We start from the raw sequence: 21,147 nt of genomic DNA, 5'->3' as shown, positions 1-21,147 counted from the left end.
CCTACCCTGTGAGCTGACGTTGAAAATTTGCGTCGTGAGCTTTGTTCGATAGCCGCAGTTCATCAAGGTAATCGCTCCACCATTGAGCCATGCGCACTCGCTCGTCCCAATGTTTGCCGCGATGGTAGATGCCACGCACAACATTGCTGTCGCCGTGTGCCAGGGCTCGCTCGATTGCATCCGGATTCCACAGTCCCGACTCGTTCAGGAATGTCGATGCTGTTGCCCGGAGTCCGTGCGCGGTGACTTCCTCCTTCGAGTATCCCATGCGACGGAATGCGGCATTGAGCGTGTTTTCACTCATGGGACGCTTGGAACTGCGCGCAGATGGGAAAACATATCCTTCGCGGCCGAGCATCTCGGCCAGATCAGTGAGATAACCTCTAACCTGCTTGGAAAGCGGGACGGCATGCGCTCGGCGCGCTTTCATTTTACCGGCGGGGATCTTCCAGACCCCATCGACAAGGTCGATCTCATGCCATTCGGCGTGCCGGAGTTCGCCAGGGCGTACGAACACATGCGGCGCGATCTGCAAAGCTAACTTCGTCACCATGTAACCAGTGAAGTCGTCGATTGCGCGCAGCAGCCCGCCTAGCTCGGTGGGCTCGAGGATTGCTGCATAGTGCTGGGCTCTTGGCGTTACGAGAGCACCTTTCAGCATGCTGGTCGGATCGGATTTGCAACGGGTCGTTGCGACCCCATAGCGGAACACGCGGCCAGCGAACGAGCGACATTTCTTCGCAGTCTCGTGCTTACCAGTGGCTTCAAGTCGTTTGAGGGGAGCCAGGACCTCAAACGGCTCTATCTCGTTGATGGGTCGGTTTCCGATGGCAGGCGCAAGCTTGTCGAGGAAATAGTTGGCCTTGACGATCGTGCCATCGGCGCGGCCATTCTGGACCATCATCTGTTCAATATACTCACGTGCGACTGCCTCGAACGTCTGTGCAGAAAGGAACTCGGCGCGGATTTTCCGCTTCCGCTTCTCAAAGGCCGGGTCGCCTCCAGAAGCGACAGCTCGTCGCGCCTCGTAGGCCACGTCTCGCGCTTGCTTGAGGCTGATGTCTGGATAGCTACCAATGCAGAGCTTCTTTTGCGCACCGCCGATCCGGTATCGGAATCGCCAAAGCTTGCCGCCGGTGGGCGTGACCTCAACATATAGGCCGCGCTCATCGGTTACCTTGTACGGCTTATCCTTGGGCTTGAGAGCGCGGAGGCGAGTATCTGTCAGAGGCATGTGGGGGCCTTTTCATCTGGGCCTTTGCGAAACGGCCTCAAAAGGCCCACAAAAGTGTCTGGAACCCCCGAGAACAGGCGGGACGATCCGGAACGATCCAAGGGCCAAATCCCTAGGATTTCTGCGGGTTTTATAGATTATTTGGGAGAACGTGAGAAGAACAAATGGTGCCCAGAAGAGGACTCGAACCTCCACGGGGTTACCCCCGCCAGCACCTGAAGCTGGTGCGTCTACCAATTCCGCCATCTGGGCACGGGGTAGGGGGCGCGCTCTAGTGGAGGGGTGGGGCGGTTGTCAACAGCGACGATAGTGATCTTCAATGCTTGTCCGTGAAGCTTGCCGTTTGCCGTCGCAGCGGGCATTTGGGAGCGGTTTCAGATAGCGGAATATGCGCAGGGTCAGGCGATGAACAACAAGCTGGTCACATTGTTCGGCGGCGGCGGTTTCGTCGGCCGCTATGTTGCGCAGGAGTTGCTGCGCGCCGGGGCGCGGGTGCGGATTGCGCAGCGGCGTCCGCGCGATGCGTTTTTCCTGAGGCCGCTGGGCGGCGTGGGTCAAACCCAGTTCGTCGCTGCCGACGTCACCAACGCCGACAGCGTGGCGAACGCGGTTGCGGGTGCCGATGCGGTCGTCAATCTGGTCGGCAGCTTCAGCGACTATCACGGCATCCAGGTAAAGGGAGCGCAGACCGTGGCGCAGGCGGCGTCGCGGGCGGGCGCGGGTGCGTTCGTGCAGATATCGGCGATCGGCGCCGATCCCGATTCGCCATCGGAATATGGCCGGTCGAAGGCCGCGGGCGAGCGTGCCGTGCTCGAAGCGTTTCCGGGCGCGACGATCCTGCGCCCCTCGGTGATTTTCGGGCGCGAGGACGCGTTTCTCAATCGCTTTGCGGGAATGATCGCTTCGGCGCCGGTCGTGCCGGTGCTGCGCCCCGCCGCACGGTTTCAGCCGGTTTATGTCGCCGATGTCGCGCAGGCAGTGGCCCGCGTGGTCGCCGATGCGGGCCAGCATGCCGGCCATGTCTATGAACTTGGCGGCCCGGATATCGTTACGATGCTGGAGCTGCATCGCTTCCTTGCCGAGCAGCTTGAGCGGGAGCCTGTATTTTTCGAAGTCCCCGACGCGCTTGGCGGCATGATCGCGGCATTGCCGGGCACGCCGATCACGCGTGACCAGTGGAAAATGCTGATGCAGGACAATGTCGTTTCGCGCGGCGCAGCCGGGATCGATGCTCTGGGGATCGCTGCGACGCCGATGGCGGCGGTGGCGCCGCAATGGCTGGTGCGCTTTCGCAAACATGGCCGCTTCACCGCGGCGGGGGAGCCGGTCTAAAACGCATCGGGACGGGGGCGGTAGCGTACCGCCGCCCTGCGGAGCAACAATTGCATTGGTTCCGAATCGGCCGCAATATAAGATGCCCGCCTTGAAGAAGATCGGCGCGGAACAGGAAATTAAGTTCGATAGGTCAGCATTGCTGACCCAATAGCTGTTTTCGCTCGTGACTCCCTCGCCAAATTGGCGTAAGGGCGCGCCCATGACTGGCAACAAGACACTTCAGTTCGTCGATCGTACCCAGGCCTATCCGCCCAAGCGGCCGGCCGGTGCACGCGCGGGCGACTTCGCCGAAATCTCCGAACGTTATGTCGAGCAGGTGGCCGAGGATCAGGCCGGGCGCTGTTCGCAATGCGGCGTACCGTATTGTTCGGTGCATTGCCCGCTGCACAATCATATCCCCGATTGGCTGCGCCTGACCGCCGAGGGGCGGCTGCGCGAAGCCTATCAGCTGTCGAACCTCACTTCGACCATGCCCGAAATTTGCGGCCGCATCTGTCCGCAGGACCGTTTGTGCGAAGGCAATTGCGTCATCGAATTTTCGGGCCACGGCGCCGTGACCATCGGTTCGGTCGAGAAGTTCATCACCGACACCGCCTGGGAACAGGGATGGGTCGAACCGCTGCAGCCGGGCCCCGATCGCGGCCAGTCGGTCGCAGTGATCGGCGCGGGGCCTGCCGGCCTTACGGCGGCCGAATATCTGCGCGTCGCGGGATATGACGTGCATGTCTATGACCGGCACGATCGTTCGGGCGGGCTGCTGACCTATGGCATTCCCGGCTTCAAGCTGGAGAAGGAAGTCGTCATGCGCCGCGTCGAGCGGCTCGAAGCGGGCGGCATCGTTTTCCACAATAGTTTCGAAGTGGGGCGCGAGGCGACGCTGGAACAGCTTCGCGAGAAGCATGACGCGATTCTGATCGCCACGGGCGTGTACAAGCCGCGCGCGATCAAGATGCCGGGCAGCGATGCTTCGGGTGTGGTCGAGGCGCTCGATTATCTGACCGCATCGAACCGGCGCGGCTTTGGCGACACCTTGTCGCCGGATGCGGCCGGGCTCGATGCGATCGGCAAGCATGTCGTTGTGATCGGCGGCGGCGACACCGCAATGGACTGTGTGCGCACGGCGGTGCGTCAGGGCGCGGCGTCGGTAAAGTGCCTCTATCGCCGCGACCGCGCCAACATGCCCGGATCGCAGCGCGAAGTCGCCAATGCCGAGGAAGAGGGCGTCGAATTCGTCTGGCTGTCGGCGCCCAAGGCAGTCGATGGCGGCGATGTTGCCACCGGCGTGCGCGCGTCGCGCATGCGGCTTGGTGCGCCCGATGCCGGCGGCCGCCGCACCCCCGAAGCCGAACCCGACAGCGATTTCACGCTGCAGGCGGATCTGGTGATCAAGGCGCTGGGTTTCGATGCCGAAGACCTGCCGACCCTGTTCGACGCGCCCGAACTGGGGCTGACGCGCTGGGGCACGGTGCGCACCGACGGGCAGACGATGATGACCAGCCTCGACGGCGTGTTCGCCGCGGGAGACATCGTGCGCGGGGCCAGCCTGGTCGTCTGGGCGATCCGCGATGGCCGCGATGTGGCGGAACATATGCACCAGTGGCTGAAGGCGCGGGTGGATACCGGCGTAAATGCGCAGGTGGCGGCGTGAAGCAGCTGGCGTTCTTCGCGCTTGCTTTCGCGGTGCCCCTGTCTGCGCATGCGCAGACAGCGGAAGTGTCGCAATCCGTTGAAGTGCCTGCAATCGATCCCGCCCGGCTGGCTGCGGCTGACGCGCTGCTCGACGTGATGATGCCGCCGGAGCGCCTGGATGCGCTGGTCGACGGCATGTTGCGCCCGATGATGGCCAACATGCGCGGGGCGATTTCGGAATCGCCCGATTTTCAACGGATGGCCAAGGACAGCCCGGAAATGTCCGCGAAGCTGGATCGCTATCTCAGCGCTCAGTTGGAGCGGACGATCGCGATGACGCGCGAAGCGATGCCGGAGATGATCGAGGCAATGAAACAAGCCTATGCCCGCAACTTTTCCGTGGATGAGCTGAATGAGATGGCGGCGTTCTTCGGGACGCCGACGGGGCAGGCATATATCGAACGCATGCCGCAGGTCATGGCCGATCCAGCCATCCTGGCCGTGCAGCGCAATATGATGCAGCGGGCGATGGCCGAAGCGCAGCAAAGCCTCGGAGAGTTCATGCAAGACCTCTCCGCAGAAGGCGCAAAGACAGCAGAATGAGCGACATAATGACCGAAGACCAACGCATCCGCCTTGCCCGTGAGGGCATGTACCGCCCCGAATTCGAAGGCGACGCCTGTGGCGTCGGCCTGGTCGCGGCGACCGACGGCAAATCGTCGCGGCGGGTGGTGCAGTCGGCGATCGATGCGCTGAAGGCAGTGTGGCATCGCGGCGCAGTCGATGCCGATGGCAAGACCGGCGACGGCGCGGGTCTGCATGTCGACTTGCCGCGCGCGTTCTTTGAGGAAGCCGTCACCGATTCGGGTCATGCGATGCGGTCGGATCGCTTCGCAGTGGGCATGATCTTTCTGCCGCGCACCGATCTGGGCGCACAGGAAAGCTGTCGCACGATCGTCGAAAGCGAAATCATCGAGGCGGGTTATACCATCTATGGCTGGCGCCAGGTGCCGGTCGATGTGTCGGTAATCGGCGACAAGGCAAAGGCGACGCGGCCCGAGATCGAGCAGATCATGATCGCCGGGCCGGATCCGGAAACTACCAGCGCGGCCGAGTTCGAAAAGGAACTCTATCTGGTCCGCCGCCGGATCGAAAAGCGCGTCATCGCGGCGCAGATCAGCGGATTTTACATCTGTTCGCTGTCGTGCCGGTCGATCATCTACAAGGGGCTGTTCCTCGCCGAATCGCTGTCGGAATTCTATCCCGACCTCAAGGATGAGCGATTCATCAGCCGCGTCGCGATTTTTCACCAGCGTTATTCGACCAACACCTTTCCGCAATGGTGGCTGGCCCAGCCATTCCGCACGCTGGCGCATAATGGCGAAATCAACACGATCCGCGGCAACAAGAACTGGATGCTCAGCCACGAGATCAAGATGGCGAGCATCGCGTTCGGCGACCGTAGCGAGGACATCAAGCCAGTAATCCCGGCGGGCGCGAGCGATACCGCCGCGCTCGACGCGGTGTTCGAAGCGATCTGCCGCTCGGGCCGCGATGCGCCGACTGCCAAGCTGATGCTGGTGCCCGAAGCATGGCAGGGGCGCGACGAAATGCCGCCGGCCCATGTCGCCATGTATCAATATCTGGCCAGCGTGATGGAGCCGTGGGACGGCCCGGCCGCGCTGGCGATGACCGACGGCCGCTGGGTAGTTGCGGGCATGGACCGCAATGCGCTTCGTCCGCTGCGCTATACCCGTACTTCGGACGGGCTACTGATCGTCGGATCGGAAACCGGCATGGTGCCGGTCCCCGAAGCGACCGTGGTGGAAAAGGGCCGGCTGGGGCCGGGCCAGATGCTTGCCGTCGATCTGGAAGAAGGCACGGTCTATCACGACCGCGCGATCAAGGATCGCGTCGCGGGCGAAGCCGATTATGCCGCCATGATCGGCGAATTCCTGACGATCGACGATCTTGCTGCGCCCGGCGATGCGGCCACGCCGCACTGGGATCGCGCCGAAATGACCCGGCGTCAGGTCGCCGCCGGTCAGACGCTGGAGGATATGGAGCTGATCCTCGCGCCGATGGTCGAAACGGCCAAGGAAGCGATCGGATCGATGGGCGACGATACGCCGCTCGCGGTGATTTCGGACAAGCCGCGCCTGATCAGCCAGTTCTTCCGCCAGAATTTCAGCCAGGTCACCAACCCGCCGATCGACAGTCTGCGCGAACGCCATGTCATGTCGCTCAAGACGCGGTTCGGCAATCTTGCCAACATTCTCGACACCGGGGGGCAGAAATCGGGCGTATTGGTGCTCGACAGCCCGGTGCTGACCTGTGCCGACTGGGAACGGCTCAAGCATCATTTCGGCAATCAGGCTGCCGAGATCGACTGCACCTTCGATGCGAAGGGCGGGCCGGAAGCGCTGCGCACCGCGATCACCGAAATTCGCGCCCAGGCCGAACAGGCGGTACGCGAAGGCAAGACCGAGCTGTTCCTGACCGACGAGCATATCAGCGCCGATCGCGCGGCAATCGCCAGCGTGCTGGCGGCGGCGGCGGTGCACACGCATCTCGTGCGCAAGGGGCTGCGCTCCTATGCCAGCGTCAATGTCCGTTCTGCCGAATGTCTCGACACGCATTATTATGCCGTGCTGATCGGCGTCGGTGCGACGACGGTGAACGCCTATCTGGCCGAAGCGGCGATTGCCGACCGGCATGGTCGCGGGCTGTTCGGCGATCTTTCCTTCGCCGATTGCCTCGCCCGGCATCGCAAGGCAGTCGATGAAGGGCTGCTCAAGATCCTGTCGAAGATGGGGATCGCAGTGATCTCCAGCTATCGCGGCGGCTATAATTTCGAAGCCGTCGGGCTCAGCCGCGCGCTGGTGAACGATTTCTTCCCCGGCATGCCGGCCAAGATTTCGGGCGAAGGCTATGCCTCGCTCTATCTCAACGCGATGCTGCGGCATGAAGCGGCATGGGACCCGGTGGTCGCCGCGCTGCCGATCGGCGGTTTTTACCGCCAGCGTCATGGTGGCGAGACGCACGCCTATTCGGCGCAGCTGATGCATCTGTTGCAGACGGCGGTTTCGACCGACAGCTATTCGACCTATCTCAATTTCTCGCGCGGCGTGCGTGACTTGCCGCCGGTCTATCTGCGCGACCTGCTCGAATTCAATTTTCCCCAGGAGGGGATTGCGATCGATCAGGTCGAGGCGATCACGGAGATCCGCAAGCGTTTCGTGACGCCGGGGATGAGCCTGGGCGCATTGTCGCCCGAAGCGCATGAAACGCTCGCCATCGCCATGAACCGGATCGGTGCGCGCGCGGTTTCGGGCGAAGGCGGCGAGGACAAGGAGCGCTACACTCCGCGCGAAAATGGCGACAACGCCAATTCGACGATCAAGCAGGTTGCGTCGGGCCGCTTTGGCGTGACGGCGGAATATCTCAACGCCTGTGACGAGATCGAGATCAAGGTCGCGCAGGGCGCCAAGCCCGGCGAGGGCGGGCAGCTGCCCGGATTCAAGGTGACCGAGTTCATCGCCAAGCTGCGCCATGCGACGCCCGGCGTGACGCTGATTTCGCCGCCGCCGCATCACGATATCTATTCGATCGAGGATCTGGCGCAGCTCATTTACGACCTCAAACAGATCAATCCCAAGGCGCGTGTGTGCGTGAAGCTGGTCAGTTCGGCGGGGATCGGCACGGTCGCGGCGGGCGTGGCAAAGGCGCATGCCGATGTCATCCTGGTCGCCGGCCATGTCGGCGGCACCGGTGCCAGCCCGCAGACGTCGGTCAAATATGCCGGAACGCCGTGGGAAATGGGGCTGAGCGAAGTCAATCAGACGCTGACGCTCAATGGCCTGCGCGGGCGCGTCACGCTGCGCACCGATGGCGGGCTCAAGACCGGGCGCGACATCGTCATCGCGGCGATTCTGGGCGCCGAGGAATATGGTATCGGCACGCTCAGCCTGGTCGCCATGGGGTGCATCATGGTGCGCCAGTGCCATTCGAACACCTGTCCGGTCGGCGTGTGCACGCAGGACGAGCGGCTGCGCGCCAAATTCGTCGGCACGCCCGAGAAGGTCATCAACCTGATGACCTTCATCGCCGAGGAAGTGCGCGAAATTCTCGCACGGCTCGGTTGTCGCAGCCTCGACGAAGTGGTCGGCCGCACCGAGCTGTTGAAGCAGGTCAGCCGCGGCGCCGAACATCTCGACGATCTCGACCTCAACCCGATCCTTGCCAAGGTGGATGCGGAGGAGGATCAGCGCCGTTTCTCGCTCAACAGCTTCCGCAACGAAGTGCCCGACAGCCTCGATGCGCAGATGATCAAGGATGCGGCGCCGGTCTTTGCGCGCGGCGAGCGGATGCAGCTCACCTATTCGGTACGCAACACGCATCGTGCGGTCGGTACGCGGTTGTCGAGCGAGATCACGCGTACGATCGGGATGAACAAGCTCGCCGACGGGCATGTCCATGTCCGCCTGCGCGGATCGGCGGGGCAGTCGCTCGGCGCCTTCCTGTGTCGCGGTGTGACGCTCGAAGTGTTCGGCGACGCCAATGACTATGTCGGCAAGGGGCTTTCAGGAGGCCGGATCGTCGTGCGCCCGATGGTCAGTTCGCCGCTCGAAAGCTGGAACAACACGATCATCGGCAACACGGTGCTGTACGGTGCGACGGCGGGCAAGCTGTTCGCGGCGGGGCAGGCGGGCGAACGGTTCGCGGTCCGCAATTCGGGCGCGCAGGTTGTCGTCGAAGGCTGTGGCGCCAATGGCTGCGAATATATGACCGGCGGCGTCGCCGTGGTGCTGGGCACTGTCGGCGACAATTTCGGCGCGGGCATGACCGGTGGCATGGCGTTCGTCTATGACGTCGACGGCAGCTTCGATTCGCTCGCCAATCCCGAAAGCATCACCTGGCAACGGCTCGATTCGGCGCATTGGGAGGGCGTGCTGCGCGACCTGATCGAACAGCATCGCATCGCCACCGACAGCAAATGGTCGGCGGGCATCCTGGAGGACTGGAGCAAGGCGCGGGGCAAATTCTGGCAAGTGGTGCCGCGCGAAATGCTCACGCGCCTGAGCCATCCGCTCAGCGACCGTGCGCCCGAGCGGGAATCCGAAGGCGAGGTTGTCGCGGCGGAATGAAGGCTTCGTCCCCCTCCCTGCGGGGAGGGGGCAGGTCGCCGCAGGCGCATTTTACTTTCGGCGCCCGCTTCCCCGCGACTCCGCGCGGCGCTACAGCGGCATCATGTGGAAGCTGCTGACATTCCCCCTCTGTCCCTTTTCGCGCAAGGTCCGGCTGCTGCTGGGTGAAAAGGGCATCGGCTATGAGCTGGAGCCCGAGGCGCCGTGGCAGCGACGCGACGAATTTCTCGACATGAATCCCGCCGGCCAGACGCCGGTGATGATCGACACCACCCGCTCGGGTCTGCCGCTGATCGATTCGATGGCGATCTGCGAATATTTCGAGGAAACGGTCGAAAAGGCGTCGATGCTCAACGGCACCGCAGTCGAGCGCGCCGAAATCCGCCGTCTCGTCACCTGGTTCGACACCCATTTCTATCGCGACGTCACGGCGCCGCTGCTCCACGAGCGGATGGAGAAGCGCATCGTCCATCGCGCCGCGCCCGATTCGCGCGTGCTGCGCGAAGCGATGAAGGCGGCGGTCGCGCATCTCGACTATATCGATTATCTGCTCGATTACCGCGCCTGGGTGGGCGGTGCGACGATGAGCCTGGCCGATCTGGCCGCCGCGTCGCAGATTTCGATCACCGATTACCTTGGCGGGATCGACTGGAAGGGCAATGAACAGGCCAAACGCTGGTATATCGGCATGAAGAGCCGGCCCAGTTTCCGTCCGCTGCTTGCCGAGCGGATGGAAGGCATCAATCCGCCCGACCATTATGAGAAGCTCGATTTCTGACCGCCGTCGCGCCCGAACCGGCGGGCAACGCATCGCTGCGGTTGCGATTGCGCCAAGAGACGGGCAGAAATTGGCGGCAGGATGCTGGAACATATACCTCGCTGGCTCGGCAGCAGCCTGAAAGGGCTTCGCGCGGGCGCCGACAAGCTGGCGATCGTTCAGCCCGAGCTGGGTAGTTTCGAAAATATTCGGCTTGCCAGTCCCGCATTCGCCAACGGTGCGCGGCTGCCCGAACGCTTCACCGCCGACGGTGCCGGGGTCTCACCGCCGCTTTTCTGGACCGGGGTGCCCGAAAACACTGTGCGGCTGGCGCTGATCGTCGAGGATGCCGACGCGCCGACCCCCAGCCCGCTGGTCCATGCGGTGATCTGGGACCTGCCTCCGCACGTGGACGAACTCAAGGAAGGCGCGATTCGCGCCGATGGCGCAGGCGGCGAGGATGGGCGCGATGTCGGTCGCAACAGCTATTTCGGCGAAGGCTGGCTACCCCCCGATCCGCCGACCGGCCATGGCGTCCATAATTATGCCTTTCAGCTGTTCGCGCTGTCCGACGGGCCGGAAATCGCCAATAATCCGGGGCGAAGCGCGCTGGTAAAGGCGATGGCCGGTCATGTTCTGGCGGCCGGGCTGCTCACCGGCACCTATTCGCGCGGGGAGCGTAAGCCCGGCGGGCTTGTCGGCAAGACGGCGCTCGCCTGAACGATCAGCTGCCGATCACGACGCCGCCATTGGGATGGAGCACCTGTCCCGACATATAGCTCGAATCCTCACAGGCCAGGAACAGAAAGGCGGGCGCGATTTCATTGGGCTGGCCGGGGCGGCCCATCGGCGTGCCTTCGCCGAAATGTTCGAGCTTTTCCTCGCTGGCGCCGCCGCACGGATTGAGCGGCGTCCAGACCGGGCCGGGCGCGACCGCGTTGACGCGAATGCCCTCGCCGACCAGATTTTCCGAAAGGCTGCGGGTAAAGGCCGTGATCGCGCCCTTGGTCGCGCTGTAATCGAGCAGCTCGCTCGCGCCCTTGTACATCGTCACCGACGTGCAATTGACGATCGCGGCGCCGTTTTTCAGATGCGGACGCGCCGCCTGGACCATGTGGAACATCGCGAAGATATTGGTCTGGAACGTGCGGCGCAGCTGTTCCTCGCTAATGTCGGTAATATCCTGATCGGGATGCTGTTCGCCCGCATTGTTGACCAGCACGTCGATGCGTCCGAATTTGGCGATCACGGCGTCGATGGCCTGTTGGGCAGTCGCCCGATCACCAAGATCGCCGGCAAAGGTCATTGCGGTACGCCCTTCGGCGCGGACGATTTCGGCGGTCTTTTCCGCATCGTCCTGTTCGCACAGATAGAGGATCGCGACGTCGGCGCCTTCGCGCGCGAACAAAGCCGCAGTGGCGCGGCCGATCCCGCTGTCGGCGCCGGTGATTACCGCCACCTTGTCGCGCAGCCGCCCCGATCCGGGGTAGCGCGGCTGCCATTCGGGCTTGGGATCTAGACCGCTTTCATGGCCGGGCAGCGAATCTTCGTGAATCATTTCGACAGTGTCGGTCACGGCTATCCTCCTGTGTACGCAGAACTTTCTGTTCGAACTCGGCAATGCCGGACAGGGTTCCGAAGGAGGAGGGGGTGCGTTCGCTGCGCGGCCTTTGCGGGTGTTGCCGGGGTTCGGCCGGCTGGCCGGAGCGGCACCGGATTCAGGCGATCAGGCCCGTTTCCGATGCGCTCGCGGCGATCAGCACGACAGTGAACGACAAGGCGGTCGCGCTGACAATCATCTTGCGAAACATGGGGTTTCTCCAGTCGATCGAACGTACGATCAGGCGATCGGCAGAACCGAACCCGAAGTGGCGATCATCACGAAGGTGATCAGCGCGGCGCCGAACAGAGCGACCGAGTGGGGAACCGAAGCGAGACGTGCAGACATGATATACTCCCTGAAATCTGGCTTGCCGGACCATCCGGCCGCCGATGCTCAGGGAATTGCAGCTTGCGTGCCAATTTTATAAGTCGTTGATAAATATGGATTGTGCTATTTTTACAAGGTGAATTATCCCGTTTGTGTTGGCAATTTTCACCAACTGATGGGAAATCCTATTTGTCGTAGCATATCCGATTTCGCCCGGCCGACTTCGCGTCGTAGAGCAGGGCATCGGCACGCTGATACACGGTCGCATAATCTTCGCGGGTGCCGGCCAGAGTAACGCCGCCGGAAATGGTGATGGCGCCCAGCGGCTCGTCGCTGTCGCGCAGCCGATAGCGTTTGGCGGCAACGATCGAACGCGCATGATCGAGCGTTGCCCGGGCGGCTCCGCGCGAAATGCCGGTAAAGAGAATCGCGAATTCCTCGCCGCCATAGCGCGCGACGAGATGGCCCTGGCACGATTGTGTCAGCGCCTCGGCGATTGCCTTCAACACCCGGTCGCCCACGGCATGGCCGAAGCGGTCATTGACCGATTTGAAGTGATCGACATCGCAGATCGCGACGCAGATCAGCTCGCCCGATGCCGTCTGCGCGGCAAAGGCTTCTTCGAAAGCGCGACGGTTGGGCAAGTCGGTCAGCGGGTCGCGCCGCGCATTGTCGCGCGCTTCTTCAAGCTTGGTGCGCAGCTCGGCTGCCTCGCGCGTTGCCGCGTCGAGCCGGGTTTCGGCGACGCGGACGCGTTCGAGCATGCCGGCGGTGATCCGTGCGACATTATCGAGCATCGGCGCACCGCCGATTCCGGCATCCGACCGCGACCGGTCGATCGCGGCGGCGCTTTCGGCGAGGTCGCGACCGAAGCCCTGTGCTTCGACTCGCATCGCCTGAACCATGTCCTCAAACCCTTCGACCTGCATCTGGGTCTGCGCGACCAGCCCTTCGGTCTTGCGTTGGACGATGGCAGGGCCGGCGGACTTTTCGTCCGACTGTGTGCCGCCCAGCGATTCGATGTCGCGCCGGGTAAGCCGCACGCCGCCGTCGGTCAGTTCGGCGACAGCGCGCGCCAGAGGTCCCTCGGGCGCGGCGATAAGATGATAGGCAAAGGCATAGTTGCCGGGATCGGGATCGAGCCGATGGGCATGGAGGAACTCGCCGATCCGATCGAAAAGACAGGCGGCGGAATAGGCCGCGTCATTTCCGGATACGGCCTTGAGTCCGGCCATGGTTGCTTCTTCCCCTACATTTTTCATGTCTTGCCGCCGCGTCTACTCGCGCGCGATCGCAGCCGATATGTGTGTCTAATTGCCAACTGCTAAAAATCGGTGAGCAAATCGCGGACGCCTTCGTTGGTCTGGTATCGATACTCAATATGTAGAGGGAAAATGCGATGTTCGTCGCGGTATATTGGTGGCGTGTCGCGCCGGGGAAGGAAACGCAGTTCCGCAACGCCTGGCGCCGGGGCACGGAATTGATCCGCGAACGCTATGGCAGCATGGGCTCGCGGCTCCATCAGGAGCGCGACGGGCGCTTCGTCGGCTATGCCGAATGGCCCGACGAAGCGACCTGGCAAAAGGCGTTCGATGCCAGGATGGTCTATGACGATCCGGAAACGCGGGCGGCCTTTGTCGACGCGATCGTCGAAACGCCGCCCGGCAATGCACCCGCCTTTACCATGACGGTGACCGACGACCTGCTCGATCGGGCGACCTAGTTGCCGAGCGCGCGGACTGCGGCGAGCGTTCCGGCGACATGGCGCGCCGGGTTCGAATCGGTCAGCGCATATTTGATCTTGCCGTCGCGCCCGATGACATAGCTGGTGCGGCTGGTGATCGAACGGCCCTGATATTGGCGGTCGCTCGCCACGGCATAGCCGCGCATGATCGCCGGGGTCGCGCTCGCCACCGGAAACTTGCTCGAACAATGCTGGACCGAAAAGGGCTTGAGCTGTTCGACGCCATCGGCGGACATGCCGATCACGCTGGCGCCCGCGGCCTTGAAATCATCGACGGCGGCGGCAAAGGCGGCGGCTTCGGCGTTGCAGCCGGGCGTGAAGGCGGCGGGGAAGAAATAGAGCACGACCGGGCCCTGACGCAGCCTGGCGGCGAGATGCAGCGTGAATTCCTCTCCGCCCAGCGCGCCCTGCGTCGTGAAATCGGGCGCTGCAGCGCCCGGAGCGAGCTGTGCGGCAGCGGGGGCGGCAACCATCAGCGCCGGAGCGACCAGCATCGGCAATAGGGGCAGGTGGCGCATCATCTTCTCTCCTTGAGGTCGGTCAGCGCGTAAAGGCGATGCCGAACCGGACTTGCGTATCGTTCACGTCATAGCTGTCGATCCATTCGCCATAGCCGGTAAAGCCCTGAACGAATGCATAGCCGCCCAGCCGCGAATCGATCCGCGACAGCGGCCAGGAAAGAAACGCTTCTACCGCGCCCTTGCCCGTATCGAAATTGCCGCGCCCGGTGAGCGCGAGCTTGACCCCGTCGACCTGACTGATCGCCGCGGTCAGCGAGGTATAGCCGCGATACGCTTCGATATCCTGTGCCGTTCCCTGATCGGCGAAATAAAACCATGCCATGGGCGCCAGATCGAGCCGCCACCCCTCGCCGATGTCGATCCGCTGTTCGACGCGGGCGAAGATGCGATTGACGTCCTTGCTGCCCTTGTCGCGGCCGTTGCTGTCGTGCCGATAGCCAAAGGCGAGCTGAGTCGTGTCCCCGGCCGGAATCTCGAAATAGAGTTCGGGACTGTAATCGGTCGAGCGGATCGGGCCCGAAGGGGCGGCGATCGCCCAATACATGCTTTGCGTATAGGCAAAGCGCAGGTGGCGCAGCGGGCTTTCGCCCGCGAACGGTTTGAAGGCAAAGCTGAACTGCAATTTGATGCCCGTCTCGTCCGGCCCCCAGGCAGCATAATTGGGCTCGTGCAGCGCAAACCGGTCGAGGAACGTCGCGGACGAGCCGGTGCTGCTCGCGACGACGGTCTCGCCTTCGCTCGCCGCAGGTGCGGGTTGCCAGGCGGCGGCGGGCGGTACGGCGGTGCCGGCATGCGCGACAGGCACATAGCGGAGCCTGACAAAGCCGCCCGGCGGAATCGTGCGGTCGGGCGCGGGCACGCGTTCGAGGATCAGCCGCGTGCCGTCGGCGGCGGTGACTTCGATCTGGCGCGGGGCCTCTGCGGGCTGCGTGTCGGTGCCTTCGTTGATCAGATAGACATCGACGCCGCGCAGCGTGGCGGCCTCGTCTGCCGGCTGGACCGGAACCGTGCGCAGCTGCGCGGCGGCGGGGGTGGCGACGAGCAGGCTCGCAATCAGGATCGGCAGGCGGCGCATCGCGGCATGGCTTGGCATTGGACAGAATGAATCGCCAGTAAAAATCCGCTGCCGGGCTGGCGAGGAGAGGGCCGGTTGCGGTAACGGCATGATATGCCGATTACTTCCGCCGATATCGAACTTGCCGGGCGCCTTGCCGATGCCGCCGGCGCCGCGATCCGCCCCTATTTCCGCGCCGAGCATGGGCTGGAGCGCAAGGGCGACGATTCGCCGGTGACTCACGCCGACAAGGCTGCCGAGGCCGCGATGCGCCGCCTGATCGTCGCCGAACGCCCGATGGACGGGATCGTCGGCGAGGAAGAGGGCGTACGCGAAGGCACTAGCGGCCGCGTCTGGGTGCTCGATCCGATCGACGGCACGCGCGCCTTTATCTCGGGTCGCCCGATCTTCGGAACGCTGATCGCGCTGCTCGACGATGGCTGGCCGGTGCTGGGTATTATCGACCAGCCGATCCTGGGCGAACGCTGGGCCGGTGTCGCGGGCCGCCCGACATTGTTCAACGGCAAGCCTGCCAGTACGCGCGCCTGCCGGTCGCTCGACAAGGCGCTGCTCGCGACCACGTCGCCTGCCTTGTTTGAAGATGACCAGCTGCATGCGTTCGAACATCTCGATGCCCAAGTGATGAGCACCGTGCTGGGCGGCGATTGTTACAATTATGCCTGTCTGGCGTCGGGCCATCTCGATATCGTCGTCGAGGCGGGGCTGAAGCTGTATGACTTTGCCGCGCTGGTTCCCGTGGTCGAAGGGGCTGGCGGTCGCATGTGCGACTGGAACGGCGATCCGCTCCATGCCGGCAGCAACGGCGAAGTCGTGGCAGCGGGCGATTCGGCGCGGATCGACGACATATTGGAAGCGCTTGCCTGTCGCGGGCATTGAGGCGCTTCCCGTGGCGGGGAAGCGCCCCGGCGCGGGTCACATCCCGCGCACCTTGCGGATGAACGCGTTCACCTGATCGAATGTATCGTCGAACCGGCCTTCGGCTTCGGCATTGCGCAGGAGCTTCACGCGCTCGACCAGTATCTCGCGCGGGGTCGGCGTCTGGGCGAACAGGGCCATGACCTCATCGATGAATTCGTCGAGCGGTTGATAGCCTTCCAGTTCGGCCTGCCCGGGCGTCAGATCGGTCTGGACCGCAGGCGGTGCCAGTTCGATCACTTCCACCTTGCCCTTCAGCTGTTCGCGCTGCGCGAGCGTGTAGCTGTGGATCGCCGCCTTGGTGGCGTTATAGGTCGGGGTGTCGATCAGCGGTACGAAAGCGAGCCCCGACGTCACATTGACGATCGCGGCGTCTTCCTGCGCGACCAGATGATCGACCAGCGCATTGGTAAGCCGGATCGGGCCGAGCAGATTGGTCGCTACCGTCGCTTCGGCATCGGCGAGGTCCGATCGCGTATCGATCGATTCGAAGCGCATGATCCCGGCATTGTTCACAAGCACATTGAGCGAAGGATGTTCGGCGATCAGCTTTTCGGCAAAGGCGGCGATCGCCTGGGGGCTTTCGATATCGAGTTCGATGCCGTGCATATTGGCGCGGCCTGCACAGGCCTTTTCGAGCGCTTCGCGACGGCGGCCGGCGATGATGACAATGTTGCCCGCATCGTGAAAACGGTGCGCCAGCGCCTCGCCGATGCCCGATCCGCCGCCGGTGATCAGCATCGTGTTTCCGGACATTTTCATGGGACAGCTCCTTGGAATTGGGATGCTGGTCGATCTAGAAGGTCGCTGCCGATTCGAAAGAAGGCACCCGAAAGATTTATACGCACCAAAAGGAGAGTATCGTGGTTTCGCGTGCCTTTGACGACGAAGTGGTCGCCCGGGCTCGGGCGATTGCCGAAACGACGCCGCCCGATACGGTCGATCCCAAGGTCGAGGCGCTGGTGACTCAGCTGATCGGGCGCGTGGCCGACAAATGGACGATGCTGATCCTCGAACTGCTGGAAGAGCAGGGCGAATTGCGGTTCACTCAGATTTTTCGCGGGATCGACGGGATCAGCCAGAAGATGCTGACTCAGACGCTGCGCCAGATGGAGCGCGACGGGCTGGTAACGCGTACCGTCCACGCCGTCGTGCCGCCGCGTGTCGATTATCGGCTGACGCATCTGGGAAACAGTCTGGGCGCGGCGTTCTGTGGCGTATGGCTCTGGGCCGAGGAGCATCTGAACGAAGTGGAGGCGGCGCGGACCGCATTCGACACGCGCGGATGATCGCACCCGTTGCATTGCCGGGGTGTTTCGGCTAAGCGCCCCGCTTTCCGCGATCCAAAGGAATGGGCCGGCCGAAATGGGCTGCCGAGTTCGTTCGCAAGTCGTCGCGTAACCAAGGAGACGAAAATGCCCAAGCTCAAGACGAAGAGCGGCGTCAAAAAGCGCTTCAAATTCACTGCCACCGGCAAGGTGAAGCACGGCGTCGCCGGCAAGCGCCACCGCCTGATTTCGCACAATTCGAAATATATCCGCCAGAACCGCGGCACCTCCGTGCTCGCCAAGGCCGACGTCGATCACGTCAAGGCCTGGGCGCCCTACGGCCTGAAGTAAGGAGACCGCGACATGGCACGAGTAAAGCGTGGTACGACCACCAAGGCGAAGCATAAGCGCATTTTGGATCAGGCGAAGGGCTATCGCGGCCGTCGCAAGAACACGATCCGCGTTGCGCGCCAGGCCGTCGAAAAGGCCGGCCAATACGCCTATCGCGACCGCAAGGTTAAGAAGCGCACGTTCCGCGCGCTGTGGATTCAGCGCATCAATGCGGGCGTCCGCGCCGAAGGCATCACCTATTCGCAGTTCATGCACGGGCTGAAGCTCGCCGGCGTCGATCTGGACCGCAAGGTGCTGGCCGACATCGCGATGCATGAAGGCGATGCGTTCAAGGCGATCGTCGCGCAGGCGAAGGCAGCACTGCCCGCAGCGGCCTGAACTCCGGTTCGCCGAACGGAATGAAAAGGGGGCCGTGGGCGCAAGCCTGCGGCCCCTTTTTCGTGCCGCTATTCAGGCGAACAGATCGCCCTGGCGCGACACGAGCGGCCAGCGGCCCAGCTCGCGATATTCGCGGCCCACGACGCTGTGAATCAGCACGAAATCGGCGCTGTCCCACCCGATCGGCGCGATGCCGCGGGTGAAGGGCGTTTGTTTGCGATAGCCCAGCGTGACGTGCGGCGAAAATTGCCAGTCGGCCCGCATCAGATGGCACCGCGCCAGCGGCTCGCCCAGCGCGCGGGCGAGAGCATGCAACGGCGTGGATCGGCGGCGCGGTTGCAGGGCCAGGCTGTGTTCGGTTCCGGCCAGCCGCTCCAGCCTCAGGCTGATCGGAGACGAATCGACGCGTTCGGCCAGCGCCAGCATCGTTTCGGCCGCCGCTTCCGGAAAACGGGACGAATCGCATCCCATGGCGAGCGTGAGATGCAGCCTGTCATCGGCGACGCGATGATCGAGCGCGCCCAGACCGTCGCTGACCGCACCGATGCGCGTGCGCAGCCTCTGCGAGGGCCACAGGGCGAAAAACAGGCGATGGACAGTGGACATGGCTGCGACGCGGCGATAATTGTTCTTAATATGTTCTAACGCCGCGCGGCGTGGATGGCAACGTCGCACGCCGCCTTTCAGCGAGGAGTTTCGATATGGGCAAGCCGGATAGCGCAAACCAATTGCAGGGCAGTTGCCTGTGCGGGGCGGTCACCATCGAAATCGCACCGGCCGACCGGCATATCGATGCCTGTCATTGCGCCATGTGCCGTCGCTGGGGCGGTGGCGCCTTTCTGTCGACTCCGGCGGTGCGCGACATTGTCATCGGCGGCGCGGAGAGGGTGGTGCGCTATCGCTCGTCCGATTGGGCCGAACGCGGATTTTGCGGCAGTTGCGGCACGCATCTATTTTATCATCTGCTGCCCGAAGACAGCTATAGCTGCCCCGCAGGGCTGTTTGCGGGGGCCGATGATTTCCCGATGACCAGCGAAATATTCATCGACGAGAAGCCCGGAGCCTATGATTTCGCCGGGGAGCGTGAACGCCTGACCGGGGCGGAGGTCTTTGCCCGATTCGCCACCTAGGTCACGACCTGGATCGCATCTGCGCTGCCCCTTGCCGGGACGCGCTTTCGGCTTGCTGACGTCATGACCGCCCCTTAGCGTCGCCGCACTGGGGGGAGCTTGCTGGTGTTCACATTGCGTCTGGCGCTGGTGCTGATCGCGCTCGCCGCGCTGACGATCCCGATAAATCGCGGAGAGCCGACAGGCGGCGTCGCTGCGCCCGATGTGCTGGCGCGCTGGGCGGCGGCAAATGGCGTGAAATTGCCGATCGGCGCAGGCTTCACCACCGACCGGGGTGCGCGCGTGACGCCGCTTGAGGGCGAGTCGGGTATCGCGATTGCGCCTGCCGCCGGAAAGGGGTCGGTGCTTCGCCGCTATCTGGTGCGCGCCGATCGGGTCCAGTCTGGGCTGGGCGCCGCCATTCGCGCAGCGATGTTTCCGGGCGGATCGGCGCGGCTGGCCCCGACGAGCGGTGGCGACACCGCCTTGCTGGGCGAAGCCGAGATCGAGGATATCTATCTCGCGCTCACTTCGGTCGAAGCGAGCGCGCGGTGCCGCGATCCCGATCGGTTGTGCGAAGCGGTGCAGGACATTGCCGTCCTTGCCAAGCTGCGCGGCGTGCCGCTGGTCGGGCCGTCCGCGCGGGCAGTGGCGGTGCCGCTCGGGCCGCTGGTCGATCCGCTTGCCTTTGCCGAAACCGAGAGCGACCCGCAGCAATTGTGCGGATTCGATCCCGGTGCGGCGCGCGTGCCGCATCATATTGCCGGCGGATGCACCGCGACGATCCTGATGCGGTTTGCCGGCGCGCGCGACTTCGCACTCGACGGACATCAGCGACGGATCGTCCCGCTAACCCAGACGGCGCTTGCCCGCTATCTTCGCGAAGCGATCCGCCAGGGGCTGGTGCGCGGCGGTGTGTTGCGCGGCGGTTGGGTCGCCGGGATCGAGGCGTCATGATGCGGCGCCTCGTCCTTTTGCTGCCGTTGCTCGCGCTTGGCGCCTGCGATTTGCGGTTCGACGCCGATGATGCGGCGATGGTCGACCGGCGGATGGATCGCATCGTCCTGCCCGCCGCGCTGATCGCCGATGCGCCGGGCGATATCGATCCGGCGGGATTGCGGACGGCCTATGTCCATCCCCGGCTGGGGCTGGCGCTGTTCTTCACGCGCGAAGATGCGGGCTATCGGGTCCATTTCATCGACCAGAAGGGGCTGATCGACCTGACCGCGCTGATGGCTAGCGACGCGCTGACGCGGCTCGACGCCGCATCGGCACAGGCGCTTGCCGCCGATCGCCGCGCGAACATGCCGCTGCGCGTTACCGGACTGCCCGATGTGCCGTTTCGCGTGTTGCCGGCGCAGGGCGGGTTTCTGATCGAGGCGCATTATGGCGCATTATGGTTCCTGTCCTATGGCGCGATTTCGCCCGAGGGGCTGAAGCTGGGCAATGCGATCGATGCCGATGCGCTGAGCGCGCTGGCGGAAAAGGCACGGCTGGCGCGGCCGATGCGGCAACTTCCCCGATTGGGGTTCGGCGCAGCGGGCGCGGCGCCCGGATCGCTCGTTGCCTTCGTATCGGTCGAGCCGGGATTGAAACAATTGTTCGTCGATCATGCAGCCGAGATTTTCGCGCCGGTGACGGTGGGTGAGGATCGCTGGGCAGTGTCGCCGCTTCCCGCGCCGACAAGCCTTGCCGACACGCAAGCGATCGAGGCGCTGCGCGCCAGCCTGTTTGCGGCAATACCCTGAATCAGA

21 protein-coding genes and 1 tRNA gene are annotated in these 21,147 nt (G+C 63.8%); 14 read left to right on the top strand and 8 right to left on the bottom strand.

Annotation, left to right across the window (positions count from 1 at the left end; all coding sequences use genetic code 11):
* Position 1: 1 nt before the first annotated feature.
* Both DKB74_RS14810 and DKB74_RS14805 read right to left on the bottom strand, forming a co-directional pair.
* A complete protein-coding gene (locus DKB74_RS14810) occupies positions 2-1,234 on the bottom strand; it encodes a tyrosine-type recombinase/integrase (protein ID WP_109808959.1) in 1,233 nt (410 codons plus the stop codon).
* Between the two features lie 165 nt (positions 1,235-1,399).
* Positions 1,400-1,486 (bottom strand) — tRNA-Leu (locus tag DKB74_RS14805).
* 153 nt (positions 1,487-1,639) lie between these two features.
* Here DKB74_RS14805 and DKB74_RS14800 point away from each other — a divergent pair.
* From DKB74_RS14800 to DKB74_RS14775, 6 genes are all read left to right on the top strand, one after another.
* The gene (locus DKB74_RS14800) at positions 1,640-2,566 is read left to right on the top strand and encodes a complex I NDUFA9 subunit family protein (protein WP_109809030.1); all 927 of its coding nucleotides are present in this window, start codon (positions 1,640-1,642) and stop codon (positions 2,564-2,566) included.
* A 202-nt stretch (positions 2,567-2,768) separates the two neighbouring features.
* Positions 2,769-4,217 carry an NAD(P)-dependent oxidoreductase gene (locus DKB74_RS14795; protein WP_109808958.1) on the top strand — a complete coding sequence of 483 codons (1,449 nt, stop codon included), beginning with the start codon at positions 2,769-2,771 and terminating at the stop codon, positions 4,215-4,217.
* The gene (locus DKB74_RS14790; protein ID WP_109808957.1) at positions 4,214-4,801 is read left to right on the top strand and encodes a DUF2059 domain-containing protein; all 588 of its coding nucleotides are present in this window, start codon (positions 4,214-4,216) and stop codon (positions 4,799-4,801) included. Before DKB74_RS14795 ends, DKB74_RS14790 begins: the two co-directional genes overlap by 4 nt.
* Complete coding sequence (gene gltB / locus DKB74_RS14785) at positions 4,798-9,345, top strand: glutamate synthase large subunit (RefSeq protein WP_420822419.1); 4,548 nt, start codon at positions 4,798-4,800, stop codon at positions 9,343-9,345. Before DKB74_RS14790 ends, gltB begins: the two co-directional genes overlap by 4 nt.
* A gap of 103 nt (positions 9,346-9,448) precedes the next feature.
* A complete protein-coding gene (locus tag DKB74_RS14780; RefSeq protein WP_109808955.1) occupies positions 9,449-10,123 on the top strand; it encodes a glutathione S-transferase family protein in 675 nt (224 codons plus the stop codon).
* Between the two features lie 81 nt (positions 10,124-10,204).
* Complete coding sequence (locus tag DKB74_RS14775; protein WP_109808954.1) at positions 10,205-10,822, top strand: YbhB/YbcL family Raf kinase inhibitor-like protein; 618 nt, start codon at positions 10,205-10,207, stop codon at positions 10,820-10,822.
* Positions 10,823-10,826: 4 nt separating this feature from the next.
* Here the strand turns inward: DKB74_RS14775 and DKB74_RS14770 are convergent, their stop codons facing one another.
* A complete protein-coding gene (locus DKB74_RS14770) occupies positions 10,827-11,678 on the bottom strand; it encodes an SDR family oxidoreductase (protein ID WP_109808953.1) in 852 nt (283 codons plus the stop codon).
* A 539-nt stretch (positions 11,679-12,217) separates the two neighbouring features.
* Positions 12,218-13,267 (bottom strand): GGDEF domain-containing protein, encoded by a 1,050-nt coding sequence (locus DKB74_RS14765; RefSeq protein WP_109809029.1) that lies wholly within the window; start codon positions 13,265-13,267, stop codon positions 12,218-12,220.
* A 164-nt stretch (positions 13,268-13,431) separates the two neighbouring features.
* Here DKB74_RS14765 and DKB74_RS14760 point away from each other — a divergent pair, with 164 nt between their 5' ends.
* On the top strand, positions 13,432-13,755 hold the full coding sequence (locus DKB74_RS14760) for an antibiotic biosynthesis monooxygenase family protein (protein WP_109808952.1): 324 nt from the start codon (positions 13,432-13,434) through the stop codon (positions 13,753-13,755).
* Here DKB74_RS14760 and DKB74_RS14755 read toward each other — a convergent pair.
* Together DKB74_RS14755 and DKB74_RS14750 are read right to left on the bottom strand one after the other, a co-directional pair.
* Positions 13,752-14,297 (bottom strand): peroxiredoxin, encoded by a 546-nt coding sequence (locus DKB74_RS14755; RefSeq protein ID WP_193504474.1) that lies wholly within the window; start codon positions 14,295-14,297, stop codon positions 13,752-13,754. The two genes, DKB74_RS14760 and DKB74_RS14755, sit on opposite strands and share 4 nt — an antisense overlap.
* Before the next feature lie 19 nt (positions 14,298-14,316).
* On the bottom strand, positions 14,317-15,390 hold the full coding sequence (locus tag DKB74_RS14750) for a phospholipase A (protein WP_239987540.1): 1,074 nt from the start codon (positions 15,388-15,390) through the stop codon (positions 14,317-14,319).
* Positions 15,391-15,465: 75 nt separating this feature from the next.
* Between DKB74_RS14750 and hisN the strand changes: the two genes are divergently transcribed.
* Positions 15,466-16,248 carry a histidinol-phosphatase gene (gene hisN, locus DKB74_RS14745; protein WP_109808951.1) on the top strand — a complete coding sequence of 261 codons (783 nt, stop codon included), beginning with the start codon at positions 15,466-15,468 and terminating at the stop codon, positions 16,246-16,248.
* Between the two features lie 36 nt (positions 16,249-16,284).
* On the opposite strand, the gene DKB74_RS14740 is transcribed toward hisN, so the two are convergent.
* The gene (locus tag DKB74_RS14740) at positions 16,285-17,049 is read right to left on the bottom strand and encodes an SDR family oxidoreductase (RefSeq protein ID WP_109808950.1); all 765 of its coding nucleotides are present in this window, start codon (positions 17,047-17,049) and stop codon (positions 16,285-16,287) included.
* A 128-nt stretch (positions 17,050-17,177) separates the two neighbouring features.
* Here DKB74_RS14740 and DKB74_RS14735 point away from each other — a divergent pair, with 128 nt between their 5' ends.
* From DKB74_RS14735 to rplT, 3 genes are all read left to right on the top strand, one after another.
* A complete protein-coding gene (locus tag DKB74_RS14735) occupies positions 17,178-17,576 on the top strand; it encodes a winged helix-turn-helix transcriptional regulator (RefSeq protein ID WP_239987550.1) in 399 nt (132 codons plus the stop codon).
* A gap of 126 nt (positions 17,577-17,702) precedes the next feature.
* A complete protein-coding gene (rpmI, locus tag DKB74_RS14730; RefSeq protein WP_109808948.1) occupies positions 17,703-17,906 on the top strand; it encodes a 50S ribosomal protein L35 in 204 nt (67 codons plus the stop codon).
* Positions 17,907-17,918: 12 nt separating this feature from the next.
* Complete coding sequence (gene rplT / locus DKB74_RS14725; protein ID WP_109808947.1) at positions 17,919-18,284, top strand: 50S ribosomal protein L20; 366 nt, start codon at positions 17,919-17,921, stop codon at positions 18,282-18,284.
* Between the two features lie 72 nt (positions 18,285-18,356).
* On the opposite strand, the gene DKB74_RS14720 is transcribed toward rplT, so the two are convergent.
* Positions 18,357-18,890, bottom strand: coding sequence for a 2'-5' RNA ligase family protein (locus DKB74_RS14720; protein ID WP_109808946.1), 534 nt, complete (start codon positions 18,888-18,890; stop codon positions 18,357-18,359).
* Between the two features lie 95 nt (positions 18,891-18,985).
* On the opposite strand from DKB74_RS14720, the gene DKB74_RS14715 reads away from it, so the two are divergent.
* The 3 genes from DKB74_RS14715 (at position 18,986) to DKB74_RS14705 (ending at position 21,141) form a co-directional block, all read left to right on the top strand.
* Complete coding sequence (locus tag DKB74_RS14715) at positions 18,986-19,414, top strand: GFA family protein (protein ID WP_109808945.1); 429 nt, start codon at positions 18,986-18,988, stop codon at positions 19,412-19,414.
* A 105-nt stretch (positions 19,415-19,519) separates the two neighbouring features.
* The gene (locus tag DKB74_RS14710; RefSeq protein ID WP_109808944.1) at positions 19,520-20,350 is read left to right on the top strand and encodes a hypothetical protein; all 831 of its coding nucleotides are present in this window, start codon (positions 19,520-19,522) and stop codon (positions 20,348-20,350) included.
* Positions 20,347-21,141 (top strand): hypothetical protein, encoded by a 795-nt coding sequence (locus tag DKB74_RS14705; RefSeq protein ID WP_109808943.1) that lies wholly within the window; start codon positions 20,347-20,349, stop codon positions 21,139-21,141. Before DKB74_RS14710 ends, DKB74_RS14705 begins: the two co-directional genes overlap by 4 nt.
* Positions 21,142-21,147: the final 6 nt, after the last annotated feature.

This window comes from Stakelama portus (genome assembly GCF_003171655.1).
GTDB lineage: Bacteria > Pseudomonadota > Alphaproteobacteria > Sphingomonadales > Sphingomonadaceae > Sphingomonas > Sphingomonas portus.
Note: the sequence above shows the minus strand (reverse complement) of the source record. Positions and strands in the feature narration are given on the sequence as shown.

Coding starts and splice junctions, on each gene's coding strand:
- DKB74_RS14775 (WP_109808954.1), top strand. CDS start 10,205: ATGCTGGAACATATACCTCGCTGGCTCGGCAGCAGCCTGAAAGGGCTT.
- DKB74_RS14750 (WP_239987540.1), bottom strand. CDS start 15,390: ATGCCAAGCCATGCCGCGATGCGCCGCCTGCCGATCCTGATTGCGAGC.
- rplT (WP_109808947.1), top strand. CDS start 17,919: ATGGCACGAGTAAAGCGTGGTACGACCACCAAGGCGAAGCATAAGCGC.
- DKB74_RS14795 (WP_109808958.1), top strand. CDS start 2,769: ATGACTGGCAACAAGACACTTCAGTTCGTCGATCGTACCCAGGCCTAT.
- DKB74_RS14755 (WP_193504474.1), bottom strand. CDS start 14,297: ATGATGCGCCACCTGCCCCTATTGCCGATGCTGGTCGCTCCGGCGCTG.
- DKB74_RS14765 (WP_109809029.1), bottom strand. CDS start 13,267: ATGGCCGGACTCAAGGCCGTATCCGGAAATGACGCGGCCTATTCCGCC.
- DKB74_RS14720 (WP_109808946.1), bottom strand. CDS start 18,890: ATGTCCACTGTCCATCGCCTGTTTTTCGCCCTGTGGCCCTCGCAGAGG.
- DKB74_RS14760 (WP_109808952.1), top strand. CDS start 13,432: ATGTTCGTCGCGGTATATTGGTGGCGTGTCGCGCCGGGGAAGGAAACG.
- DKB74_RS14810 (WP_109808959.1), bottom strand. CDS start 1,234: ATGCCTCTGACAGATACTCGCCTCCGCGCTCTCAAGCCCAAGGATAAG.
- rpmI (WP_109808948.1), top strand. CDS start 17,703: ATGCCCAAGCTCAAGACGAAGAGCGGCGTCAAAAAGCGCTTCAAATTC.
- DKB74_RS14780 (WP_109808955.1), top strand. CDS start 9,449: ATGTGGAAGCTGCTGACATTCCCCCTCTGTCCCTTTTCGCGCAAGGTC.
- hisN (WP_109808951.1), top strand. CDS start 15,466: ATGCCGATTACTTCCGCCGATATCGAACTTGCCGGGCGCCTTGCCGAT.
- DKB74_RS14740 (WP_109808950.1), bottom strand. CDS start 17,049: ATGAAAATGTCCGGAAACACGATGCTGATCACCGGCGGCGGATCGGGC.
- gltB (WP_420822419.1), top strand. CDS start 4,798: ATGAGCGACATAATGACCGAAGACCAACGCATCCGCCTTGCCCGTGAG.
- DKB74_RS14715 (WP_109808945.1), top strand. CDS start 18,986: ATGGGCAAGCCGGATAGCGCAAACCAATTGCAGGGCAGTTGCCTGTGC.
- DKB74_RS14800 (WP_109809030.1), top strand. CDS start 1,640: ATGAACAACAAGCTGGTCACATTGTTCGGCGGCGGCGGTTTCGTCGGC.
- DKB74_RS14705 (WP_109808943.1), top strand. CDS start 20,347: ATGATGCGGCGCCTCGTCCTTTTGCTGCCGTTGCTCGCGCTTGGCGCC.